This window comes from Photorhabdus temperata (assembly GCF_025384845.1).
Classification (GTDB): domain Bacteria; phylum Pseudomonadota; class Gammaproteobacteria; order Enterobacterales; family Enterobacteriaceae; genus Photorhabdus; species Photorhabdus temperata.
In genome coordinates, this window is record NZ_JAJAFX010000034.1 from 19,687 (window position 1) to 43,521 (window position 23,835).

General features: G+C 42.4%; 27 protein-coding genes, 1 tRNA gene, 1 other RNA gene and 1 pseudogene. 16 read left to right on the top strand and 14 right to left on the bottom strand.

The annotated features are described in order from the left end of the window. Nucleotides 1-18: 18 nt before the first annotated feature. Nucleotides 19-95, top strand: a tRNA-Ile gene (locus LGZ99_RS14355). A gap of 291 nt (nucleotides 96-386) precedes the next feature. Then, nucleotides 387-683, top strand: a complete 297-nt coding sequence (gene nadS / locus LGZ99_RS14360; RefSeq protein ID WP_113044380.1) for a NadS family protein — start codon at nucleotides 387-389, stop codon at nucleotides 681-683. 406 nt (nucleotides 684-1,089) lie between these two features. Here nadS and dinQ (LGZ99_RS24850) read toward each other — a convergent pair whose 3' ends face one another. Next, the gene (gene dinQ, locus LGZ99_RS24850; protein ID WP_390894019.1) at nucleotides 1,090-1,161 is read right to left on the bottom strand and encodes a damage-inducible type I toxin DinQ; all 72 of its coding nucleotides are present in this window, start codon (nucleotides 1,159-1,161) and stop codon (nucleotides 1,090-1,092) included. On the opposite strand from dinQ (LGZ99_RS24850), the gene LGZ99_RS14365 reads away from it, so the two are divergent. Further along, the gene (locus LGZ99_RS14365) at nucleotides 1,154-1,396 is read left to right on the top strand and encodes a hypothetical protein (protein ID WP_262979247.1); all 243 of its coding nucleotides are present in this window, start codon (nucleotides 1,154-1,156) and stop codon (nucleotides 1,394-1,396) included. The two genes, dinQ (LGZ99_RS24850) and LGZ99_RS14365, sit on opposite strands and share 8 nt — an antisense overlap. A gap of 352 nt (nucleotides 1,397-1,748) precedes the next feature. On the opposite strand, the gene LGZ99_RS14370 is transcribed toward LGZ99_RS14365, so the two are convergent. The 5 genes and pseudogenes from LGZ99_RS14370 to idi all read right to left on the bottom strand — a co-directional run bounded on the left by LGZ99_RS14370 (nucleotide 1,749) and on the right by idi (nucleotide 4,721). Continuing rightward, nucleotides 1,749-1,949, bottom strand: a complete 201-nt coding sequence (locus LGZ99_RS14370; RefSeq protein WP_023043729.1) for a hypothetical protein — start codon at nucleotides 1,947-1,949, stop codon at nucleotides 1,749-1,751. A gap of 241 nt (nucleotides 1,950-2,190) precedes the next feature. Next, nucleotides 2,191-2,262: a damage-inducible type I toxin DinQ gene (dinQ, locus tag LGZ99_RS24855; protein WP_369293964.1), complete on the bottom strand. Its 72-nt coding sequence runs from the start codon at nucleotides 2,260-2,262 to the stop codon at nucleotides 2,191-2,193. Between the two features lie 462 nt (nucleotides 2,263-2,724). Beyond that, nucleotides 2,725-3,017, bottom strand: a pseudogene (locus LGZ99_RS14375) (hypothetical protein); the annotation flags it as partial. Nucleotides 3,018-3,107: 90 nt separating this feature from the next. Then, nucleotides 3,108-4,052 carry an SAM-dependent methyltransferase gene (locus tag LGZ99_RS14380; RefSeq protein WP_036840341.1) on the bottom strand — a complete coding sequence of 315 codons (945 nt, stop codon included), beginning with the start codon at nucleotides 4,050-4,052 and terminating at the stop codon, nucleotides 3,108-3,110. A gap of 135 nt (nucleotides 4,053-4,187) precedes the next feature. Further along, nucleotides 4,188-4,721: an isopentenyl-diphosphate Delta-isomerase gene (gene idi / locus LGZ99_RS14385; protein WP_021323599.1), complete on the bottom strand. Its 534-nt coding sequence runs from the start codon at nucleotides 4,719-4,721 to the stop codon at nucleotides 4,188-4,190. 538 nt (nucleotides 4,722-5,259) lie between these two features. Between idi and LGZ99_RS14390 the strand changes: the two genes are divergently transcribed. After that, nucleotides 5,260-6,195, top strand: a complete 936-nt coding sequence (locus tag LGZ99_RS14390) for a VirK/YbjX family protein (RefSeq protein ID WP_031280557.1) — start codon at nucleotides 5,260-5,262, stop codon at nucleotides 6,193-6,195. Between the two features lie 53 nt (nucleotides 6,196-6,248). On the opposite strand, the gene LGZ99_RS14395 is transcribed toward LGZ99_RS14390, so the two are convergent. After that, nucleotides 6,249-6,836, bottom strand: a complete 588-nt coding sequence (locus LGZ99_RS14395) for a GNAT family N-acetyltransferase (RefSeq protein WP_235184789.1) — start codon at nucleotides 6,834-6,836, stop codon at nucleotides 6,249-6,251. A 270-nt stretch (nucleotides 6,837-7,106) separates the two neighbouring features. On the opposite strand from LGZ99_RS14395, the gene LGZ99_RS14400 reads away from it, so the two are divergent. Further along, entirely contained in the window at nucleotides 7,107-9,128 is a 2,022-nt protein-coding gene (locus LGZ99_RS14400) for an oxidoreductase (RefSeq protein ID WP_046975318.1), read from the top strand. A 136-nt stretch (nucleotides 9,129-9,264) separates the two neighbouring features. Here LGZ99_RS14400 and sstT read toward each other — a convergent pair whose 3' ends face one another. Both sstT and LGZ99_RS14410 read right to left on the bottom strand, forming a co-directional pair. Beyond that, nucleotides 9,265-10,512: a serine/threonine transporter SstT gene (gene sstT, locus LGZ99_RS14405; RefSeq protein ID WP_046975317.1), complete on the bottom strand. Its 1,248-nt coding sequence runs from the start codon at nucleotides 10,510-10,512 to the stop codon at nucleotides 9,265-9,267. Nucleotides 10,513-10,801: 289 nt separating this feature from the next. Further along, nucleotides 10,802-11,764, bottom strand: a complete 963-nt coding sequence (locus LGZ99_RS14410) for a TerC family protein (protein WP_046975316.1) — start codon at nucleotides 11,762-11,764, stop codon at nucleotides 10,802-10,804. Nucleotides 11,765-11,854: 90 nt separating this feature from the next. Here LGZ99_RS14410 and LGZ99_RS14415 point away from each other — a divergent pair, with 90 nt between their 5' ends. From LGZ99_RS14415 to LGZ99_RS14440, 6 genes are all read left to right on the top strand, one after another. Continuing rightward, nucleotides 11,855-12,097, top strand: coding sequence for a hypothetical protein (locus tag LGZ99_RS14415; protein ID WP_158019959.1), 243 nt, complete (start codon nucleotides 11,855-11,857; stop codon nucleotides 12,095-12,097). Nucleotides 12,098-12,511: 414 nt separating this feature from the next. Continuing rightward, nucleotides 12,512-13,183, top strand: a complete 672-nt coding sequence (locus LGZ99_RS14420) for a DedA family protein (RefSeq protein ID WP_023044347.1) — start codon at nucleotides 12,512-12,514, stop codon at nucleotides 13,181-13,183. 192 nt (nucleotides 13,184-13,375) lie between these two features. Further along, nucleotides 13,376-13,681, top strand: a complete 306-nt coding sequence (locus tag LGZ99_RS14425) for an ElaB/YgaM/YqjD family protein (RefSeq protein WP_023044346.1) — start codon at nucleotides 13,376-13,378, stop codon at nucleotides 13,679-13,681. A gap of 1 nt (nucleotide 13,682) precedes the next feature. After that, a complete protein-coding gene (locus tag LGZ99_RS14430) occupies nucleotides 13,683-14,084 on the top strand; it encodes a phage holin family protein (RefSeq protein WP_021323593.1) in 402 nt (133 codons plus the stop codon). Then, nucleotides 14,077-14,349: a YqjK-like family protein gene (locus LGZ99_RS14435; RefSeq protein ID WP_036840330.1), complete on the top strand. Its 273-nt coding sequence runs from the start codon at nucleotides 14,077-14,079 to the stop codon at nucleotides 14,347-14,349. The genes LGZ99_RS14430 and LGZ99_RS14435 overlap by 8 nt, the downstream gene beginning before the upstream one ends. A 204-nt stretch (nucleotides 14,350-14,553) precedes the next feature. Then, nucleotides 14,554-14,949: a DoxX family protein gene (locus tag LGZ99_RS14440; protein WP_021323591.1), complete on the top strand. Its 396-nt coding sequence runs from the start codon at nucleotides 14,554-14,556 to the stop codon at nucleotides 14,947-14,949. Between the two features lie 661 nt (nucleotides 14,950-15,610). Here the strand turns inward: LGZ99_RS14440 and LGZ99_RS14445 are convergent. Next, nucleotides 15,611-16,507 carry a LysR family transcriptional regulator gene (locus LGZ99_RS14445; protein WP_021323590.1) on the bottom strand — a complete coding sequence of 299 codons (897 nt, stop codon included), beginning with the start codon at nucleotides 16,505-16,507 and terminating at the stop codon, nucleotides 15,611-15,613. Nucleotides 16,508-16,617: 110 nt separating this feature from the next. Between LGZ99_RS14445 and LGZ99_RS14450 the strand changes: the two genes are divergently transcribed. Beyond that, on the top strand, nucleotides 16,618-17,319 hold the full coding sequence (locus LGZ99_RS14450; protein ID WP_021323589.1) for a pirin family protein: 702 nt from the start codon (nucleotides 16,618-16,620) through the stop codon (nucleotides 17,317-17,319). Nucleotides 17,320-17,362: 43 nt separating this feature from the next. Here LGZ99_RS14450 and rnpB read toward each other — a convergent pair. Both rnpB and rsmI read right to left on the bottom strand, forming a co-directional pair. Beyond that, an RNA gene (rnpB, locus tag LGZ99_RS14455) (RNase P RNA component class A) lies at nucleotides 17,363-17,738 on the bottom strand. 77 nt (nucleotides 17,739-17,815) lie between these two features. Beyond that, complete coding sequence (rsmI, locus tag LGZ99_RS14460; protein ID WP_036840327.1) at nucleotides 17,816-18,682, bottom strand: 16S rRNA (cytidine(1402)-2'-O)-methyltransferase; 867 nt, start codon at nucleotides 18,680-18,682, stop codon at nucleotides 17,816-17,818. 63 nt (nucleotides 18,683-18,745) lie between these two features. Between rsmI and LGZ99_RS14465 the strand changes: the two genes are divergently transcribed. Genes LGZ99_RS14465 through dolP form a run of 4 tightly spaced genes read left to right on the top strand, consistent with a single transcriptional unit; the run spans nucleotide 18,746 to nucleotide 22,130 of the window. After that, a complete protein-coding gene (locus LGZ99_RS14465) occupies nucleotides 18,746-20,488 on the top strand; it encodes a penicillin-binding protein activator (protein WP_262979248.1) in 1,743 nt (580 codons plus the stop codon). Between the two features lie 60 nt (nucleotides 20,489-20,548). After that, nucleotides 20,549-20,929 (top strand): YraN family protein, encoded by a 381-nt coding sequence (locus LGZ99_RS14470; protein WP_023044340.1) that lies wholly within the window; start codon nucleotides 20,549-20,551, stop codon nucleotides 20,927-20,929. 24 nt (nucleotides 20,930-20,953) lie between these two features. Then, nucleotides 20,954-21,544, top strand: a complete 591-nt coding sequence (diaA, locus tag LGZ99_RS14475) for a DnaA initiator-associating protein DiaA (RefSeq protein WP_021323587.1) — start codon at nucleotides 20,954-20,956, stop codon at nucleotides 21,542-21,544. A 10-nt stretch (nucleotides 21,545-21,554) separates the two neighbouring features. Next, nucleotides 21,555-22,130: a division/outer membrane stress-associated lipid-binding lipoprotein gene (gene dolP, locus LGZ99_RS14480; RefSeq protein ID WP_021323586.1), complete on the top strand. Its 576-nt coding sequence runs from the start codon at nucleotides 21,555-21,557 to the stop codon at nucleotides 22,128-22,130. 141 nt (nucleotides 22,131-22,271) lie between these two features. Here the strand turns inward: dolP and mtgA are convergent, their stop codons facing one another. Then, nucleotides 22,272-22,997, bottom strand: coding sequence for a monofunctional biosynthetic peptidoglycan transglycosylase (mtgA, locus tag LGZ99_RS14485; protein ID WP_039877864.1), 726 nt, complete (start codon nucleotides 22,995-22,997; stop codon nucleotides 22,272-22,274). 4 nt (nucleotides 22,998-23,001) lie between these two features. Continuing rightward, complete coding sequence (gene elbB / locus LGZ99_RS14490; RefSeq protein WP_021323584.1) at nucleotides 23,002-23,655, bottom strand: isoprenoid biosynthesis glyoxalase ElbB; 654 nt, start codon at nucleotides 23,653-23,655, stop codon at nucleotides 23,002-23,004. Between the last annotated feature and the right edge of the window lie 180 nt (nucleotides 23,656-23,835).

Genomic DNA, 23,835 nt, shown 5'->3' on the forward strand with positions numbered 1-23,835 from the left:
TAATCCTTCCCATCCAACGGCCCCTTAGCTCAGTTGGTTAGAGCAGGCGACTCATAATCGCTTGGTCACTGGTTCAAGTCCAGTAGGGGCCACCAGATTTTAGCTTTTAAATCAGCGCATTAGGCCACTCAAACAAGAGTGGCTTTTTTGTTTCTGGTAGTCAGTGGCGACAAAATGGCGACAGAGATTTTTTCATAAAGCCATTGCCTGGATGAAAGCATACTAGCCAACTTCAATTTCTGGACAGGAGTTAGGCTATTTATCAACCTATTAACATCATCACTTTCCCACTCTTAAAGAAAAAGAAGTACTTAAAGCCATCAGTAGCAAATTACAGTAATCAACACCGTGTAGATATGTGGTAATGTTCATACAACGGAGAGACTATGGACAAAAAACTTTTTAACGATCTGGTTGAAAGCATGAATCAGATGGTAGCAATTGAAAAAGGCGAACTTTCTGTTTCTGATGAAAATATCCATTACCATCGCCTGCCTGATGTAAAAAACTTACGTGAAACCTTTGGCTTAAAACAAAGTGAATTTGCCGAAGCTGTTGGCGTTTCTGCATCTCTAATTCAAAGCTGGGAACAGCACCGCCGCATTCCTTCTGGTTCATCACTGAAACTACTTAAGATGCTTGAACGTAATCCTGCGCTTATTAATGAATTAAGCACACTTTAATACTTTCACTTTCTCCTTGTCGTAATGCAAAAGGAGAAAATAATTTCAGTTCTGTATATCCTGTAAAGCCGCGCTCTATCTGATTTCTATGATAAAGCACGGCTTTCCTTCGTGATTTTATTTTTTATGTAAAATATAATTTTTTATTTAATACCAATGCATTGGAATTTTTTCCGTGATCCTCTTTTGATCCAAAACGTGCAGGCGGGTGCGGTGTAGTGCCGTCTATACTACCGGAGCAACAATCGCTTGAACACGGGTTCAAGTCCAGTAGGGATTACGAAATTTAAGCAGTTAGCTCAGTATATTAGGCCACTTAAACAAAAGTGGCTTGCTTGATCAAAAGCGGTAAATGTTAAAGGCCACCGGGAGGTGACCCCGATGGCCTTAGCTACGTTTCCGTTATCTATTTCAGAAATGTACGGATCAGCTCTAAAAGCGCGATTAACGCTTTGAGAACGATGATAGCAATGTCAATAAATGCTTTCACCCGTTTGCTCCAGTTAGGAGCACGACTTAACCAGCCATTGCCTTTACATTGCCTGTCCGGCTGGTTCTCATCAATGTTAGTTGAAGTGGATCGCGCTCCGGCCGAGGCACTGAATCAGCACCACCAGTATTCAGCCAAGACTTACGAAAACTTGCGTAAGAGATACACAGGCCAAAACGCGCCTCAACTAACAGCCGTTGATTATAAGTTTATTTGGATATGATTCAATGGATTAATAGATAGATAAAAACAAAAAACCAACTGGTGAGGTTGGTTTTTTTGTTTTTATCTTTAAGCAGGACCTCTGTTTTTGTGCTCTTAACCGGGTTGGTAGCCTCGGCTTTAGCGCGATCCACTTCAACTAACATAAGAAGTCTAACGCTTAGAATCGGAAATATCAACCTATAACATGATTACAAAACAAACAATACTGCCTGGCTAAAAATCAACCAATCACAGGCGAATACTTCTGCTTCAGACCATCCGATTTATAGGCCGTGTTCCTGATGGCGCTGGCGTTCTCTGAGGTACCTGTATTGTGGTGCGTATGCGCGGCTGTCAGTTCAGCCAATTCCTTAACCATATCCAAGCGTCTCTAACATCAAGGTCATAACGTTGATTTGCCGGCTGCCCACCCAAACCACTGGCGCGACAATTTCTTGCCTGGCTCCGGCGATGCTTTGCTTAAGAAGGCCAATTTTCTCTATCAGCTTTTGCCCGACTTCAATATTGGCCTCTTTCCCTACACTGGCAACGAAATTTGATGATGTCGCCATACTATAGTCACCGTCTGCGATTTGCTGGACAGCGCCCGCCAATAGCGTAGACGCGCCCAAAACCGTGGTTTTATCCGTGGCTTGTATCTTACGTCTGGTTTACTTTTATTTCGTGAAGATTGTGCAATATAGGTACGACGCAGGGGCGCAATCCAAATTAACCAAAGAGATTAACCACGCACCATAAATGTTAAAGGCCATCGGATGGTTAACCCAATGACCTTAGCTACGTTTCCGTTATCTATTTCAGAAATGCACGGATCAGCTCTAAAAGCGCGATTAACGCTTTAAGAACGATGATAGCAGTGTCAATAAATGCTTTCACCCGTTTGCTCCTGTTAGGAGCACGACTTAACCAACCATTGCCTTTACGCTGCCTGTTCGGCTGGCTTCCATCAAGTCAGTTAAGGAATATCGCGCTCTGACCGAGGCACTGAATCAGCACCACCTGTACTCAGCCAGGACTTACGAAAACTTGCGTCAGAGATACACAAGCCAGAACGCTACCCCAAACTAACAGCCGTTGATTATAGGTTTATTTTCAGATGATTCAATCAATTAAAATGGTGAGTTGGTAAAAACAAAAAAACCAACTGGTGAGGTTGGCTTTTTTGTTTTACCCATACAGGGCACGGGTATCTTTTGTACTATTACCGAGACTGGTAGCCTCAGTCCTAGCGCGATATTCCTTAACTGACCTAACCAGTCTAATACCTATAGCATAAAATATCAACCTAGGGTACAGCGTAAAGAACCTCACACAAATGGACAATATTCACCCAATCACAGGCGAATATTTCTGTTTCAGACCATCTGGCCGTGTTCCTTATCGTGCTGGCGTTCTCCGACGTGCCTGTGTTGTGGTGCATGTGCACGGCAGTCAGTTCCGCCAGTTCTTTAACCACATCCAGTGTCTCTAACATCAAGATCATGACGTTGATTTGCTGGCTGCCCACCCACGACGATATCTTGCCGTGCCCCAGCAACACTGCTCCTACGTTGACCAACCTTTTCAATCAAACGCTGACCAATTTCTACCGTTGCATTTTTACCAATACTGGCAACAACGTGGCTATACCCAATCGCTTGGTCACTGGTTCAAATCCAGTAGGGACCAGCAAATTTGCTATTCAACCCAAAAAGCAAACAAGCTGCTTGTTAAAGTTTCTGTGCGATAACACTATAGGTTGATGCATAGTTTTTCACCAAAGCGATCGAGAAGTTTTCAGCTAGCACACGCAGCTCCTCCAAAGCACCACTCACACCTTCAGGAAAGTTTCGTTCGATGTTAGCCTTGACATCCAGCAACCAATGCACCACATCAATATTGGACGGCAATACTCTCATGTCCTTGATAATGAAACCACTTCTCTCCAACACTTGTCTGAAATAGGCAGGCGTTTTACGATGACCACAAGCTAGGCGATCAATGATGTCGGGAATATCCGATTTATAGTTATCCAGCTCCACATTATAGAGGTTGTCAGAAATAATCACCCGGCCACCAATTCTCACACGTTTGAACAACGCGTTCATCGCTTTTTCATACAATGAGTTAGGAAAATGCGAAATAACACCACGGATAATCACCAGGTCATAAAGTTCCTGTGGGTCAGGCAACAGACCAATATCCTGCGCATTACACAGGTACAGATTAATACGCTCAGCCAATCCATGTTCTGCATGAAACTTGGCACAATACCTCAACTGTTGATCGCTGATATTCACTCCGTCCAAGCACGCACATTCAGGAAAATATTCAGCCAAATATTTCAGGATATAGCCCCAGCCACAACCGATATCCAGTATTCGCCGAACCGCTGGCCTCTCGATCCTTGCCTCTAAACCAGCTAACAGCAGTTGACGATCAAAATAACGAATACCTGCTTCACCCAACGAAATAGGTGGCCTTGAGGCAGGATCATCGTAAACACCAAACTGGAATAACAGCGTATCACCAATCGCTTTACGCCAGCGTTCAGGATCTTCGCAATAAGCCTGTACCACTTTGTTTTCGTAGTCGTTGGTGTTTTCCCCCCGAATGATGTGATAAGGCGGAGCAGGCTCAACATCAGTGTAAAACACATTATTAAAGCTACTCATGAAGTTTTCCTTATTAAATGGTTTTAAAAGGTGCCGTAACCTTATTTGTCAGGATTTGCGGCATATTGGTAAATTTCAATGAGGCATTCATATTTAATAATTTAATTCTATGATTACTGATAAATTACATTGCCATCAGAGTTGCCTTTGCCAATCTTTAATATCTTGATTCAAAAGGCCATCAATGATTTTTTTAAACCAAACTGTATATTCCCCAGGATCCTTATTAATTAAACCCCTCAATTTCAGTGGACTAACCCATTTATAATCGGATACCTCGTCAGGATTAATTATCGGTTCTTTATCAAATTGCCCGATAAAAACATGATCGTATTCGTATTCAATCAAAGTATTAGGGAGTGTGGCATGATAAATAAATGACAAAACTTTTTTCAATGGACAATCAAAGCCCATCTCCTCACCGAGACGCCGGTGTGCTGCGGTATCCAGAGATTCGCCAACCCGAGGGTGGCCGCAACAGCTATTGGTCCAAAGCCCGGCCGAATGATATTTTGTCGCTGCCCGTTTTTGTAGTAGTAAATTTCCTTTTTTATCAAAAACAAATATAGAAAAGGCCCGGTGTAACATACCTTTCTGGTGAACATCCATTTTTCCCGCTGAACCAATGGGATTATCATATTTATCAACAAGAATAAGCATCTCATCCATTATTAATAGCCTTTCTGTGAAGTGAGCTAACACATAAATATTAATCAATAATAAAATCGAAATACATACCCTGCAAGTGTCAAATTAATTTCATAATAAAATGATATAACGAATAAAACATGAAATTATCCGGTTATTTCATTATGATGTTAATAACAAGCATTAAATAACTAATATTAACTTTACTAATAATTAAATCAAACTAATTCCAAAACAAACATATCCAATATGATTTATTTACAACCAATACTGGCTTGCTGAATTTGTTACAGAGCATGTATCACATCAGGTCATAACCGCCTCTTCCATATTCTTTGACATACTTTTACAACCCAAAAACGTTACAGAAAACTAAACAAATAATAAACAAACAAGAAAAATATCATTAATTGCTAAAAATTTATTAAAAAAATCATTGTTTTTTTATCTTAAAAAACACAAAGAGACATCTGTTGAAGTACCGTTTAATACTAAAAGAGTATACTCAGTAGGTTTAAATCATCTTCCCTCCTGTATTTTTTAGAATTAGATTAAAGAAATGGAATATATGTATCAACCCGCCAGCTCAGGCATTCGACTGTTCACAGATTTAGTCGGAAAAAAAATCAGTCCCAGTCCTCACTGGTATTCTGCACAGAATCGCACTAAGTTTGCTTTGCGTAGCGCTCTGATGCCAATATCGACGCTAAAATTATTAAACCAGATAGTTAATACACCGTTTTATCTGGATATTTTGAAGAAACAACCTTGTTTGCCTTCTAAGCTACATCGCCCTTACCTGAGTATTAACTTCAACAAAGGGCAAACGTTGCGCGCAATAAATGAACACTATCAGTTGTTATTTACCGGGCTAAATAAGTCTATTATTAATAAAATATTTTGTTCCAATGCATATCCATTAGCAGTTATCAATGGTAAGAGTGGAACTTATACTATTTTTATAGATTCCATGGACTGTTTCAACAAAGAGGGTGAGCTTACCTTATTTATTGGGACAGAAGATAATAAAACTCTGGCAAGATGTGCCTTTACACTACTGACTGTTGCTGGTAAAAAAACACTATTTATTGGTGGGCTACAAGGTTCTAAAGAAGATACAACCCTTGAAATTATCCGCAATGCCACGAAAGATTGTTATGGATTATTTCCAAAACGCTTACTGCTTGAATCTGTTTGCCGTTTTGCTGCTCACTTTGGTTGTCAGCAAATTCTAGCTGCCAGCAATGATACACACATCTATAAAAGCCTGCGCTATTGGCATAAAAAGAAAGACAAATTAGTTGCTGATTACGACTCTTTCTGGGAATCATTAGGTGGAGCAAAGGGAAAAAATAAAGATTTCCACTTACCATTAGCCATTGAAAGAAAATCTCTTGAAGATATCGCCAGTAAGAAGCGAGCTGAATATCGTCGCCGTTATCAATTACTGGATGAGCTGGATAATGGGATGCAGGATTCTCTGCCTTCAAATTAAATTAGAATCAGGCCGCCACCCAGTGTGGCATAGCCTGGTTTTTGAAATGGCTTCTACCTTGGTTTAACCATCTGCCATTCAAGATGGCTTTTAACCGCAGGCCATTCACCATGAATAATGCTGTAAACACAAGTATCCCTGATACTGCTATCTTTAGATAAAGTATGACTCCGCAAAATTCCATCAAGTTTCGCACCCAGCCGTTCTATCGCTTTCCGGCTCTGATGATTAAGAAAATGAGTACGAAATTCTACGGCGATACAACCCAATTCTTCAAAAGCATATTTCAATAGCAGATACTTCGCTTCTGTATTGATATGTGTCCGCTGGACATAACGCGCATACCAGGTAGAACCAATTTCCACCCGGCGGGCATGAGAATCAATATTCATATAAGTGGTCATTCCAACGGCTTTGCCTGTCCGGTGGTCAACAACAGCAAAAGGCAGCATGGTGCCTCTCTCATATAAAAATAAGCGGCGATCAATATCTTTGCTCAGATCAGCTGGTGAAGGAATATTGGTGTACCACAATCTATGTAGCTCACCCTCTTCAATTGCCCGTACAAATTCATCATGCCGCTGGTGCGTCAAAGGTTCAAGAATAACCCCTTTCCCTTCCAGAGTTACCCATTCAGTCATCTGTTTCTTCATAATAATCGTTGGCGTTAATAAATAAGTTAAGAATAGAAGACATCACCCTATCCTCCCACCCCTTGGGTTATCAACTTTATAACTGTGCGAGATTTTATGATACACATCACATTCGTTTAACATTTTTTTCCCAATTAACCTCATTCCGTCTAGATTTGAACCTCCATCTCATCCGACCACCTGATGTTTTCTCCTCGTGGTTTCGGACACAATAACAATAATCTGGTTATGATTGACAAACACCCGACGGAGATTGCAATGAGCCACTATCCTCACCTATTCACCCCTTTAGACCTGGGGTTCACCACACTAAAAAACCGCATTCTGATGGGATCAATGCACACCGGATTAGAAGAACATCCCGATCGCGCCCAGAGACTTGCCCGCTTTTATGCTGAACGGGCAGCCGGAGGCGTAGCATTGATTGTCACAGGCGGTATTTCCCCAAATAAACAAGGTGTTATAGGAAAAGGCGCAGCATTTCTGGTAGATGAAAAAGACCTTATCCATCATAAAGTTATCACAGACGCAGTTCATCAGGCGGGTGGAAAAATTGCAATGCAAATCCTGCACACCGGCCGTTACAGCTATCAGCCGAATCTTGTCGCCCCTACTGCCATTCAGGCGCCGATTAACCCATTTATGCCCCGTGAAATGACAGAAGAAGACATTCAGCAAACCATTGCTGACTTCGCTCACTGTGCGCAACTGGCACAGCAAGCAGGTTATGATGGTGTGGAAATCATGGGCTCTGAGGGTTATCTGATTAACCAATTTCTGACTACCCGCACCAACCACCGCCAGGATCAATGGGGTGGAAGTTTTGAAAATCGAATGCGCTTTGCCGTGGAGATTGTCAAAGCTGTCCGTCGAGCAACCGGACGGAAATTTATTCTGATTTACCGGCTTTCAATGCTGGATTTAGTCGAAGAGGGTTCTGATTGGCAGGAAATCGAGCAATTAGCCGTCGCCATTGAACAAGCGGGAACATCTATTATCAATACGGGTATCGGCTGGCATGAGGCACGAATTCCAACTATTGCCACTATGGTTCCCCGCGCCGGATTTAGTTGGGTAACCCAAAAGCTGATGGGAAAAGTTTCAATCCCATTGATCACAACAAACAGGATTAATGATCCAGAAATTGCAGAACAAGCGCTGGCACAAGGTTGTGCGGATATGGTTTCTATGGCGCGGCCTTTTCTGGCGGACGCTGAATTCGTTCTGAAAGCCCAACAAGGACGAGCTGATGAGATAAACACCTGTATTGGCTGTAATCAGGCATGTTTGGATCAGATTTTTGTCGGTGAAATAGCCTCTTGCCTGGTTAATCCCCGTGCTTGTCACGAAACAGAAATGACAGCCGAACCGGTTACCCTGCCTAAAAAACTGGCTGTTGTCGGTGCAGGGCCTGCTGGATTGTCATTTGCCGTGACGGCTGCCAGCCGTGGTCATCACGTCACTCTGTTTGAACGTAATGGGCAGATTGGCGGGCAATTCAATATTGCCAAACAGATCCCCGGTAAAGAAGAGTTTCATGAAACATTACGTTATTTTCAGCGTCAATTAGAAATCCATCATGTTGATGTGCGGTTGAACCAAACCGCAACGACAGAAATACTCTCCGATTTCGATGAAGTGATCATCGCCAGTGGCATTATGCCCCGCCAACTCACTATTGATGGTATTCATCACGAAAAAGTACTGAGTTACTTAGATGTACTCAGGGATAAGAAAAATGTCGGTCAGCGTGTGGCTATCATTGGCGCAGGTGGAATTGGTTTTGATACCGCAGAATATCTGAGTCAACCAGAAAAGAGTACCAGCCTTGATCGTACCGCTTTCAGCGAAGAGTGGGGCATTGACCAGAATCTGACACATCGTGGTGGTTTATCGCCTGAAGGCCCGAAGCCAGAACCCTCCCCCCGAAAAATTTATCTGTTACAACGTAAACCGACCAAAGTGGGTGAAGGATTAGGTAAAACAACAGGTTGGGTACACAGAACTAGTCTGCATATGCGTGGCGTGAAAATGCTCAACAATATGCAATATCTGAAAATAGATGATCAGGGATTACATATCAGCTGTAATGGGGAACAGAGCTGTCTTGCCGTGGATAACGTCGTTATTTGTGCCGGACAAGAGCCGCTGAAAGAATTGTATCAGCCGTTACAACAAGCGGGAAAAACCGTGCATCTTATTGGTGGCGCAGATGTTGCTGCTGAACTGGATGCCCGACGGGCTATCAATCAGGGCACCCGATTGGGGCTTAAAATCTGACAATAATAAGTAATGGCAGTCACAAGTAGACCGTAAAGATGCAGTAAACGCTTAAACCGCGCCATTCCTGGCGCGGACGTTTTATTCTTCTTACCTATTACTACCTTTTTAACTTCAACTGTAAAACCTCAGTCAATCAATTACGCCGAGTTAGCTGATCCGATGCCAGACGGTCATCCTCAGCCTGACAAACCGCGGCGGTGAACAATACATCGGTAGAAGAATTCAAGCTAGTTTCTGCCGAATCCTGCAATACACCGATAACCAAACCTACTGCCACAACCTGCATAGCAATTTCATTGGAAATACCGAACATACTACAGGCCAGAGGGATCAACAGTAAGGAACCGCCCGCTATACCAGAAGAACCACATGCACAAATGGCAGAAACCACGCTTAACAACAATGCCGTAGGCAAGTCAACAGGTATCCCAAGCGTATTTACCGCAGCCAAAGTCAACACCGGGACAGTCACCGCAGCGCCCTCCATATTGATCGTTGCCCCCAACGGGATGGAAACCGAATAAGTATCTTCATGCAGATTCATACGGCGGCACATAGCCATATTCACCGGAATATTCGCAGCCGAACTACGGGTGAAAAATGCTGTCACACCACTTTCACGCAAGCAAGCAAATACCAGTGGATAAGGGTTACGACGAATTTTCCAGTAAACGATCAGCGGGTTTACAACGAATGCAATAACCAGCATGCAACCCAGTAACACAACCAGCAGTTGGGCATATCCCAGCAAAGTATTAAAACCGGTTTCTGCGATAGTTGAAGACACCAGGCCGAAGATACCAACAGGCGCACAACGGATGACTACCCGAACAACCTGAGTAACCGCTTCTGACATATCATGAATCAGAGACTTAGTTGAATCTTTCGCGTGACGCAGTACGATACCCAAACCAATCGCCCAGGCAAGAATACCGACATAATTACCATTCAGTAACGCATTCACCGGATTATCGACAACATTAACCAATATCCCTTTCATCACCTCCATAATGTTTTCAGGAGGAGACATCTGAGCATTATTTACAACCAGCACCAGTTGTGACGGAAACATAGAGCTACCGACCACGGCAACTAAAGCGGCGGAAAAAGTACCCAGAATATAGAGAACAAGAATTGGACGTATATTGGTTTTCTGGCCTTCTTTATGGTTAGCAATAGAAGACATAACCAAAACCCATACTAATACCGGGGCTATCGCTTTCAAGGCACCAACGAACAACGTGCCAAGCAAACTGACTGATTTAGCAGCCGAAGGCACCAACCACGCTAACAGTATTCCTGCAATTAAACCGACCAAAATTTGTTTAACCAGGCTCCCTTGTGCAATGTAATGCACGAAGCCACGCTTTTGTTTTTCCATAACTGACCCATTTTATTAACTGTTCTACTAAACTTGTATGTTCTGTGTTTGCTGCCTCAGTATAGGGAAACCAAGAAGGGTGAAAAGCAGAAACAGTTAAAATATACAACCCTGCCAGCACTTATTAACAATACATTCACATTTGTGTGATCAAAACAGCAATTTACACATTTACAAAGCACAATTATTTGTTTTTATGTTTAACCATTTTTCAGTAACTTAAGACCAGAAAAAACCCTATATTCCTGTTCAGGAAAATAAGGTTATCTGTTAAAAAATAGTTACCTGATTACTGGATCTCTTTAGCTTTAGACTTATTTAACCAAACATTAATAATCATTGTTATTGTTAAAATACTCGCAATAGTTCCCAGAGAAACACCCATAGGAATATGATAAACATCCATTAACAGCATCTTAATACCGATAAATACCAGAATGACTGATAAACCATATTTCAGCATTGTGAATTTCTCTGCTACACCTGCCAGCAGGAAATACATTGCACGTAATCCTAAAATAGCGAAAAGATTAGAGGTCAAAACAATAAAAGGATCTGTTGTTACTGCAAAAATAGCTGGAATACTGTCTACAGCAAAAATAACGTCGCTGATTTCAACCATAATCAAAACCAGGATCAATGGCGTCGCATATAACAAACCATTTTCTTTAACAAAGAAACGCTCTCCGTGCAGATTATCCGTCATACGAATATGCGATCTTAACCAACGAACAAAAGGTTTATCACCTACCGGAGCATTATCCTCTTTTGCCAACGCCATCTTAACGCCGGTAACCAGCAGAAAGATGCCAAACAGATAGAGTATCCAACTGAATTGAGAAACCAGCCAGCTCCCTGCAAAGATCATCACAGTACGCAGCACAATTGCGCCTAAGACACCGTAAATAAGCACCCGGCGTTGCAAATTTGCCGGAATGGCAAAATAACTGAACAGCATCAGCCAGACAAATACGTTATCAACAGCAAGTGCTTTTTCAAGTAAATAACCCGTAAGAAAAGCCATTGCCTGACTATTGGCAACAGCTTCCCCTACAGTTTCTCTGAAATACCACCATAATCCTAATGCAAATAAGAGCGACAAACTTACCCAAATTACGCTCCAGACAGCAGCTTGACGAAATGACATTGTCTGCTCTTTCTTACGCCCTTGTAAGAGCAGATCCAGCAACAGCATAATCGTAATTAAAACGGCAAAACTTCCCCATAAAACAGGACTACCCACTGAGTTCATTTTCTTTCTCTACATAAACAAAAACGGCTGAAATCTCAGAAGACGCCAGCCGTTGCTATATCTCTTCCCCACGCAATGGAGATGAATGTATTGCAAGCAACCCTCGCCTTCTGGCAAGGTCTCACTTACAACACAGAAAATGTACCACCAGGTATCAGTTCAAGGTTGCCCGGCTACCGGATGCTATTGCATCGTAATGACGATAAACCGGCAAGGAAGTTACTCCCCTTTGCTGTGGTGAAAAGTAAATCAAATCCACGCAAGAATCAATCTATACCCAATAGATTTCAAGTTGCAGCGCGGCGGCAAGTGAACGCATCCCCAGGAGCATAGATAACTATGTGACTGGGGTAAGTGAACGCAGCCAACAAAGCAGCAACTTGAAAGATGAAGGGTATATCACTGAGAAAATATTGACTCATTAGCAGAATGCGCCAATAACCGATAAGCCGCAAAGAAAATAGTTAAGATAATGAAAAAATAGCAATTAATTTAAATAAAAAATCTAATAAACTAATCTGATTAAATCAATTTATTATTCCATTTCAATCAATGTTCAATTGATCACCAAAATTTTCTGTTTAGTCACCCTTGATTTTGTTACAGTGTCGCAGGCCGCGCCATTTACCTCTTTCAACGGATTGAAAAGGCGTTATAACCGGCCAAATAACTAAAACAGGATACAGTTTAATCAGTTTAGCCCCGTGCTTTCAGGATGAACGAACAAAGGCATTTTAGGAACACCTGATGGAAATAGTAAAAGAACTTATATATGCACTTTGGCACCAGGATTATGAAACTCTGGCCAATCCATCCCTACTATGGGCCATTTATATCATGCTATTCTTGATCCTCTTTCTTGAAAATGGCTTGCTTCCCGCTGCATTTTTACCAGGAGACAGCTTGCTTATATTGGTTGGCGTATTAATTGCCAAAGGTGCAATGAGTTTCCCTGTAACGCTCGTTATATTGACCACCGGAGCAAGCTTAGGTTGCTGGGTCGGTTATCTTCAGGGGAAATGGTTAGGAAATACCAGGATAGTACAAGGTTGGCTCTCCCACCTCCCAACTCATTATCATCAGAGAGCTTACAATCTTTTTCACCGCCACGGCCTGTCTGCTTTACTTATCGGTCGTTTCCTCGCCTTTATAAGAACCCTGCTACCAACACTTGCGGGCCTGACAGGTCTGCAAAATAGTCGTTTCCAGTTTTTTAACTGGCTCAGTGGTTTCCTGTGGGTCGTTATCCTGACCTCTTTGGGCTATGCACTCGGTAAAACCCCCATTTTCCGTCAGTATGAAGATCTGGTTATGAATTTCCTGATATTACTGCCACTTGCTTTACTAATTATTGGTTTTAGCGGTAGTTTGTTAGTTGTATTACGTAAAAAAACGTGCCAATCCCCACAAAAGAAGTAGTTCCTTCTGAAAATCTCTTAAATCCCCCTCTGTCGCAGACAAAAGTATTGTTTGCGGCAGAATAGTGAAATAACGCTAATGTTTTTCATTCACCTTCCAAAATATAAGCTATATTTAAGGATAGTCTTTTCCAGCATCTGGAAAATCGACTAACTAAGTCAAATATACACACCTACATAAGGAGTAATTTACATGGTACAGAACAAAACCGCTGAAGACTTACGCATTGAATTAAAATCCCTCTCGAAAACACTGGAGGAAGTGATCAAAAATTCCGGTGATAAATCCGATGTCGAACTGGAAAAAATTCGCGGCAAAATAGAAGCCGTACTCCAAGAAACTCGCATGAAACTTGGTACTGTCAGTGACAAAGTCGTCATGCAAACAAAAGAGATGGCACGTCATGTTGATGACTACGTTCACAACAAACCGTGGACAAGTATTGGCATTGGTGCCGCCGTGGCTGTCGTATTAGGTGTATTGTTGGCTAAACGCTAATATGAACCACCCATCCAAATCTCAAGGCCCCGGTAAAGGGGTCCTTGATTCTCTTCAACGCATTGCCACCATCATTATCGGGATGGTAGAAACCCGCTTACAATTGATCGTTGTCGAATTGGAAAAGGAAAAGGCAACGCTGATACAACTGATATTAATGATCGGTCTGACATTGCTGTTTACCGCTTTTGGCTTGATGTGCCTGCTTGCTCTGATTTTTTGGGCTGTCGATCCAGCCTGGCGTCTTACTGCATTAGCCGTCACCACAGGTATTTTGCTAACCCTGGCGCTCATTGGCCTGATATGGACTATCAGGAAATCCCGTAATTCAACATTACTTAACGCAACCCGCGAGCAATTAAAGATTGATAGAGAGATGCTGGAGGATCACAGTAATGAGTAAACAGAGCCAAAAAAGAAAACTGAAAAAACAGCAATTACTCAAAAGTATCCTGTTACAACGGCTGCTACTTTCTAACGATACTCAGCACTGGCGAAATATCACCGAGCCTTATGACAAAGGCTGGCAAAAGCTTTTGTCATTAAAACCTTATCTGCTACTCGGAGCCAGTACCATCTCTCTATATGGTCTTCGTCATCCAGTGAAATTCTATCGCTGGACCCGCCGAATCATTGGTGCATCGAAGATACTGAAAAGGAAGAAGTAATAATTCTTCATAATATATCTTATTGATTATCAACCACATTACTTACATTCAAAAACTTTGTATAAAATTGTTAATAATCCTTGCTTACAACTAAGCTCTCCTCTCTTTAATATACATTCCATTCGTTAATGATTAGCAAATTGTGCTATTTCAAGTTAGTACCGACTAATCATCACTATTTTACCTGCATCCCTGGAGTTATTAATGAAAAAATTTGAAGATAGAACCTTGCTATTAGCCCGTATTTTAATGTCAATCCTGTTTATCGTTGCAGGTTATGGAAAATTAGGCGATGCCTATGTTGGCACTCAACAATATATGGAAGCGATGAGGATTCCTGGCTTTTTACTACCACTGACTATCTTACTTGAACTGGGTGGCGGCCTGGCTGTTCTGTTCGGTTTTTTAACCCGTACAACAGCACTATTTACCTTTAGTTTCTGTATTCTGACTGCCTTGCTTTTCCACAGCAATTTTGCTGAAGGCATGAACCAAACTATGTTTTTAAAAAACCTGACTATCGGCGGTGGCTACCTGTTACTGGCTATCATCGGTCCAGGTAAATTCAGTATTGACCGCTTGATGAATAAAAACTGGTAATATACTGTTTTCTGAATCTGAGAAATAACAGTTTTAGGTAAAGAGTAAAACCATCAAATTCCCGCTTTGCTCAACTATCCTATCAGATAACAATCTCATATTAAGTTTCAAGATAAATAGCTGACCGGAAAATCTAGCACATTTTTCGGTTTGCTTTATTTAATCAATAGAGCCAACCTTTATTAAAGTATCGTAGCTCCGATAAAACATTATATATTTCGCAAAAATATTAATGACAACAATAAAAACCTCGATCAATTCATATAATTGCAAAATATATTTACATAAAAACTCATCACCAATGACTTTATACATTTTTCACCCTTTAATATTAGCCAGATAAAAACTTTATTTATCTTATAGTTAACGACGTAAAAGCAGTTTAATATACAGGACATATAATATAAAATTAATTCAGAACTTAGCAATAATCAAGTTAAACAATAACATTAAAATTTCAATGCATTTTTCAAAAAATACATTTAAATAAAAACATACTTTCAACTGGAGTTAAATTCATTAATTAAAACATCCAAAAACACATATTTAACATTATTAATAGATAAATAAAATAATATCATTCTGGCCTGACAAGAATATTCTCACAGTAGATAACAAAGCCGGAAAATCATGGCAGATTTTTCCGGCTTTTTCATCTATCTTAGCGGTTAGCAAACAATTTAGGGATTTCCCGCAAACACCAAGATTTAGCTTCACCCATACTGTCTCGTCGCCATGCCATAATGACATTTGTCTCGTGGCTGTATTCAGAGCTAATCACCCGTAAACGACCAGCCGAAATATCTTGTTCCACCATAGGATAAGGCATCGTGGCAACCCCTAACCCAGCCAAAAGAGCCCGACGTTTATCTTCCAGCGAACTCACCGTTAAACGCTGTTGCTTATCTAATAACTGAACCGTCAATACCGGGCGCTCCCTTGCTGTATCTGCCACAGCAATACCACGGTACTTCACCCTCGTTACATCAGACAAAGGCTCCGGTTCTTGATGAATAGGATGATCAGGGCTGGCAACATAGACATTGGTAATGCTGTAAAGCTGACGTGAATTCACTTCTGCCGATGCACGGAAATGCATATCTGGCGCAATAACAATATCCGCCCGACCCGTTTCCAACCGCTCCCATGCACCAGCCAAGACCTCAGTCAATAAAGAGAGCTGGGTATTCGATTTCTGAGCAAGTTTGACCACCAATGGGAACAATGAAGCAGCAGGGGCCAATGCCTCACAAACGATTGTCAGGTGAGTTTCCCAACCCCGCGCTAATGCCTCTGCATCAGCGGTTAATTTATCCGCAGCTTCAAGCAATTGACGTCCACGCTCAAGCAACATACGGCCAACATTGGTGAACTTAGTCCTATGACCCGAACGGTCAAACAGCACCACATCTAGCTCCTCTTCCAGCTTTTGCATCGTATAGCTAAGTGCAGAAGGAACACGGCCAAGCTCATCAGCTGCCGCAGCAAAACTTCCCCGCCGGTCAATCGCATCCATGACCCGTAGAGATTCCAGTGTAAGCGCTCGTTCTTTGCTCATATTTTTCTCAATCAGGAAATTTGAATATGGTGACCAGATTAACTGGCTAACATTTCGCCGTCCAGATAATTACTATCTTTAGTGTGTGTTTTTTGAAGGTAACTGCCATCATGATTATAAATAGAACAGCAAAGCAATGTGGAAAAGCAGACTATGGTTGGCTACAGGCCCGTTATACATTTTCATTTGGTCACTATTTTGATCCAAAGTTTTTAGGTTATGGCGCTCTGCGTGTACTGAATCAGGAAGTTATCGCACCAAAAGCCGCTTTCCAGCCTAAATCTTATCCACATGTGGATATACTAAACATTATTCTGCGAGGTGAAGCAGAATATCGTGACAGTGAAGGCAATCATGTCAGAGCCTGCAAGGGAGAATGTTTACTGTTTTCTACCCGTCAAGGCATCAGCTACAGTGAACATAATATCAGTGCGAATAAGCCACTGACCCGCTTACAACTTTGGCTAAATGCCTTCCCTCAGCAGGAAAGCTTACCGCTGCAACGGATGGCGTTACCAGAACAACCATTGACTATGCTTGCCTCTCCAACCGCAGAAGATGGCAGTATGCAATTACGCCAGCAAGTGTGGATAAATCATATTTCTCTTAATAAGAGCCAGTCTCACCATCTGCAATTGAAAGGAAAAAATGCTTATCTGCAATCCTTGAACGGCAATATAAAAATAAAAGGCAATTCGAAGGATAACGCTTTGATTAAATGTGGAGATGGCGCTTTTATTCATGAAGAAAATTATCTGGTTTTAAAAGCAGATACTGAGTTCCAGGGGTTGTTGATTGATCTGGCCGCCTGAGAAAGAGAAAACCCCATCAAGGCTAAACCTGATGGGGCTAAATTGGTGAAGTTGACCGATAAGCCGGGTTCTGTCGTGGACAATCATTCATCTAGGCCAGCACTTGCGCACTGGCTCAAGCAGCCTACCCGGGTTCGATACGGGCCGTACCTAGTGAACCCCTATTTGGCCTTGCTCCGGGTGGAGTTTACCGTGCCACGGACTGTTACCAGCCGCGCGGTGCGCTCTTACCGCACCCTTTCACCCTTACCTGATCCTGCATAAGCAGGCCATCGGCGGTTTGCTCTCTGTTGCACTGGTCGTGGGCTTTCACCCCCCAGACGTTATCTGGCACCCTGCCCTGTGGAGCCCGGACTTTCCTCTCCCCTACCTATCGTCCAAAAGGACAATGATAAAGCAGCGACTGTCTAGTCAACTCCGCGGCGGATTATAAGAGGTTTAACAAACGATGTATAGGCGTTTACTCATTATCTGCCTTGTTTATCAACAATGGTTGTTACTCTTCACGCTCTCCCAAAGCATGGCGATAAAGCGCATTTTTCTTCACACCATGGATCTCTGCCGCCAGAGCAGCCGCTTTTTTCAACGGCAACTCTTGCTGAAGGAGCGCCAACGTTCTTAATGCCTCTGGCGGTAAAGCATCGTTATCCGGTTTTTTATAACCTTCAACGATCAATACCATTTCACCACGGCGACGGGTTTCATCTTCCTTAACCCATGCCAGAAGTTCACCTGCCGGCATCCCCTGAATTGATTCCCAGGTTTTTGTTAATTCCCGAGCCAGAACGACGTAACGTTCAGTTCCCCACACGTCAACCATATCTTCTAAACTATCGATTAGGCGATGAGTGGATTCATAAAAAATTAACGTCCGCGGCTCCTGCTCTAAAGCCCGTAAGGTATCTTTCCGGCTTTTACTCTTAGCCGGCAAAAACCCTTCGTAACAGAAACGATCTGATGGCAGGCCAGCAGCAGACAATGCGGTTATAGCCGCACAAGGCCCAGGCAGAGGGACAACATGAATACCGGCTTCACGGCAACGGCGAACCACATGATAACCAGGATCATTAATCAGTGGCGTTCCCGCGTCAGAGACTAATGCAATACTCTGCCCCTGCTGGAGTTTCGTAATTAATTGATCTGCCTTCTGCTGTTCATTATGATCATGAAGTGCGAACATGCGCGCATTAATGGCAAAATGTTGAAGCAACAAGCCGGTATGTCGCGTATCTTCGGCCGCAATCAGATCGACATGCTCAAGAACTTCAAGCGCACGCTGAGTGATATCACCCAGGTTTCCAATGGGGGTTGGCACAACATATAGCGTGGATGTCGTAACCACTGCTCGATTGGGTTGATTCATTGTTTCATCCGAATGACCGATTTAAAATTGAGCATCTTTGAAAAAAACATCGCTGGATACAGTATGCTTTCCTCAATTTTTGTGCGTATCAAAACTGGTTTAGTCTGTTCAGCTATGCTGGCAGTTATGATCATCGCAGGGTGTTCCATACCTGACCAACAGGGACAACAACTTTTGCAAACTCAGGATAAAGTCAGTACAGAAATCGCCCGTTATCAATCCATCATTGATGCCGCTAATGGCGAACCTTCTCTGGATGTCATCCGTGCTTATATCGCTCAGGAGCCACTTCTGAAAGACAATGCCGCTCATCAAAAAAATATTGATGATACCTGGCAAATGCTGACCCGTCTTTCACCACAAAATCGCAGTGAATTGGTCATCAACGCTGATGAAAATATTCTGCAAGGCTGGCTGGACTTACTCAGTACCTATCAGGATAACAAACAGGACTCTGACAAACTACAAGCAGCTGTCCGTGACTGGAAAATTCGTTATCCACAAAACCCCGCTGCGCAGTCACTCCCAGCCCAGCTACAACCAGCCGCTATCCAGTCGCAAGGCACTGACATCCATATTGCGCTGTTCCTGCCATTAAGCGGTCAGGCAAAAGTATTCGGCGAAGCAATCCGTCAGGGTTTTCTTGATGCTCAGGCTGGTTTACCAACCCTACTACTGCCAACAGAAAACCCAGCAAATTTATCTACAGCAATCAACGATAATACGTCAGATGCAGTGGTCTCTGCCGATGCCCTGCCAAATGCAGAGATTCCCGTTGAATCAACAACACCAGCCGCTCAGTCAACGCCGGTTATAGCCAATGTGCCGGTTAACACACAACAGGTCAAAATCTATGATACGGCAAGCCAACCACTGGAAAATTTATTGATTCAGGCTGAACAGGATGGCGTGAATTTAGTTGTCGGGCCGTTACTGAAACCAGATGTGGTTAAACTGGTTCAGATGAATACTTCATTAAACATGCTGGTGCTGAACGAGTTAGATAATGCACAGCCCCGGCCCAATGTCTGTTATTTCTCTTTATCACCAGAAGATGAAGCGAAAAATGCCGCGGAGCATATTTGGCAGCAACAGAAACAGAATCCTCTGATTCTCGTTCCCCGAGGTACTTTTGGTGACCGGATTGCCAAGGCATTTGCACAAGAATGGCAAAAACAAGGTGGGCATACCGTTCTGCAACAAACCTTTGGCTCTTCCACCGAACTGAAACAGTTAATTAATAGAGGTACAGGTATTCGCCTGACCGGAACAGCCATTAATGCAACAAACAATCAACCTGTATCAACCACTATTGGTGATCTGGAAATTCCCCAGATAAATACAGATGTCGTTCCGACTTCTGCCAGCAGCTCAGTGGACGCGGTTTATATTGTTTCCACTTTAGATGAATTGACTCTGATTAAACCAATGATTGATATGGCAATCAGCTCCCGTAATAAACCAGCCCTTTATGCAAGTTCCCGCAGTAATCAGGCGGGTGCCGGTCCTGATTTCCGTCTGGAAATGGAAGGAATGCAATTCAGCGATATTCCATTAATCGCTGGTGCTAACTTGCCACTGATGCAACAAGCAGCTGGTAAATTTGCCAATGATTACTCTTTGATGCGCCTTTACGCTATGGGTATTGATGCCTGGTCATTAGCAAATCAGTTCAGTCAGGTTCAACTTCAAAGTGATTTCCATCTCAATGGTGCTTCAGGGATGTTGTCTGTTCAGGATAATTGCGCGATTTTCAGGCAACTCTCCTGGATGCAATATCGTCAGGGACAAATCACTGCCATTTAATTAAGCATTAATTGCCGCTTGTCACTAAGCGGCAATTAAATTCAAATAACTCTTTTCAGGATGAAAATAAAAAAACCAACAAGTTATTTGCTGGGACGTAACTATGAAACACAGGCAAAGTTGTTTTTACAAAAACAGGGGCTAACTTTTATCGCGGCGAATGTGAAAGTGCGTGGCGGTGAAATTGACCTGATTATGAAAGACAAACAGACCTGGGTTTTTATTGAAGTCCGTTTTCGCAAACAAGAGCAATATGGTGATGCACTGGCGACAGTGACCCGTAGCAAGCGTAAAAAATTATTACACGCTGCCGCAGTATGGCTGTTTCAACGAGGTGAATGTTTTGAAACCACTTCTTGTCGCTTTGATATTTGTGCTATTACTGGTCAACAATTTGTATGGTTGCCAAATGCTTTCAATCAAAATGAGTTCGCTCACTAAAATGATACTAGGTAGGTTATAAACGTGCTGGATAGAATTAAAGTCTGTTTTACAGAAAGTATTCAAACTCAGATTGCAGCCGCAGAGGCATTACCTGATGCTATCTCCCGGGCTGCAATAATGATGGTTCAGTCATTGCTGAATGGTAACAAAATCCTTTGCTGTGGTAATGGCGGCTCTGCTGCCACTGCCCAGCGGTTTGCTGCCAATATGATCAACCGGTTTGAAACTGAACGCCCGAGTCTGCCAGCATTATCACTTAACGCAGACAATGTGGTAATAACAGCGATTTCAAGCAGTAAACAACATGATGAAATTTACGCTAAACAGGTACGGGCATTAGGTCAACCAGGCGATGCGTTATTGGCTATTTCCACTCATGGAAATAGCCGAGATATTATTAAAGCCGTTGAAGCGGCTGTAACCCGCGATATGACGATTGTCGCCCTTACCGGCTATGATGGCGGTGAACTTGCTGGCTTGTTAGGGCCACAAGATGTGGAGATTCGTATTCCATCTCATCGCAGCACCCGAATTCAGGAAGTGCATATGCTGACAGTTAACTGCCTATGTGACTTAATCGATAATACACTTTTTCCCCATCAGGATGACTAAGGAGCCAATAATGCGATTTCTCTCCCTATTAGCTACGGTTTGTGCCGTAGTCATGTTACAAGGATGTATTGGTGCAGCAGTGGTAGGTTCTGCCGCTGTAGCAACTAAAACCGCAACCGATCCCCGTACTATTGGTCAACAGGTTGACGATGGTACGCTGGAAGCACGTGTCAGTAATGCACTTAACAAAGATAAGCAGATCAAAGAGCGTATCCGTGTTATTACCACTGCCTATCAAGGGAAAGTTTTGCTGACAGGCCAAAGCCCGGATTCAAGCCTTTCAGACCGAGCAAAACAGATAGCGTCGCGGGTTGATGGTGCTCATGTTGTGTACAATGAAATTCGTCAGGGGAAACCTGTTGAATTAAGTACGGCTTCTAAAGATACCTGGGTTACCACTAAAGTACGCTCAAAAATTCTGGCCAGTGATTCTGTTAAGTCTTCCAACATAAAAGTCGTTACAGAAAACGGTGAGGTCTTTTTGCTGGGCATTCTGACTAAACAAGAAGGTAACGCCGCAGCGAAAATTGCCAGTGAAACGGATGGTGTTAAGCGGGTAACAACCGCGTTTACTTATCTGAATTAAGCATATTACTGAGGGGGGATAGCACCAAAAATCTACCCTGGATATATTAAGCCGCGTCATTCTTTGACGCGGGCGCTTTTCTTTTTTACTATCCGACGTCAAATATACAACGTAAAACTGGGTAACCTGCCATTACTTCCCTCAATTATTTTTCAATAACTCGTTTTTCTTAAGATAATTCACCCCGCCCAACAACCGCATTTGTCGCAAAATCCATTGTTGACGCTGTAAAACATACGCCGAAGGTGCGTTAACTTTATAACGGTGCGGGTTAGGCAATACAGCAGCGAGTAAAGCAGCTTCTGATGCAGTCAATTTACTGGCTGATTTATGAAAATAGTGTCTGGATGCCTCTTCAACACCAAAAATACCATCACCAAATTCTACAATATTAAGATAAACCGTCAGAATTCGGCTTTTTGACCATGCCAATTCAATGGCAAAGGTCATTCCAGCTTCCAAGCCTTTTCTTAACCAACTACGTCCATCCCACAAAAATAAATTTTTGGCCGTTTGCTGAGAAATCGTTGAAGCGCCCCTCAACCTGCCAGAGTTATTTTGATTATGCTCAAGGGCATTTTCAATAGCATCAAAGTCAAATCCCCAATGCTGTGGAAATTTCTGATCTTCAGCAGCAATAACAGCCAATGCGATATTTGGCGATATTTGCTCATGCCCTACCCAGTCAGAACGAGAAACATAAGAAAAATTAACCGATAACCAAGCGTTAATTTGGCGCTCAACCATAATCATAGAAAATGGCACTGGCAAAAAAGAAAATGCAACAACAGAAACTATCCATAAGATAATAACTGAGATTACGATTTTTTTAAGCCAGCGCCATAAAAATTGCAAAGGATTCCTCATCCAGTTACTCAGTCATTTCCAATACTTTTCTGACAAGTTTATCAATTCCCTCCTCAGCCTGAGAAATAGATTCAGCAAGCATGTAAGCTGGAGTTGTAACAATTTTGTTTTCCAAATCAACAACAATATCATTTACCTGGCAAACTATATGAACGCCTCCCATTGCCTCCACTTGAGCAGCCGTTTCAGGATCATTGCCAATAGTTAGTTTCACCGGTGTATTAAGTAGTTTTGGCAACATAACCGGTGCAATACACATAAATCCCATTGGTTTATGTTGTTTATGCATAGCCTTCACTAAACTTAATAAATCTTTATTTATTTCGCAGTCAATTGTCTTAACAGCAAAGTCACATAAATTCTTTGCAACACCAAATCCCCCAGGAATTATCAGGGCATCAAACTCATCTGCATTTGCTTGTGACAAAGACTTGATTTTTCCCCTTGAAATACGGGCTGACTCCTGCAAAACGTTGCGTTCTTCGCCGGTTTCTTCACCGTTAATATGATTAATAACATGAAGTTGTGGCTCATCAGGCGCCAAAAAGCTCGTTTTAACACCTAAACGATCTAAAGAAAGCATAGTTAATACTGATTCATGAATTTCACTACCATCGAATACACCACATCCACTTAAGACAACCGCAACTGATTTCATAGCTCACTCCATTTGTAGTAGATTATTGCTTAACCCTTTAGGGGGTTAAACACCAATCTTCATCACAGATTTTAATGAATCTTGTAACAAAAAATCTTATCTTTGCTATGTTGGTATTTGTATGATGTACGGAGAATTCCCCATTTACTCGCCGCAACAAAGATGCATCAGAAAGGCGGG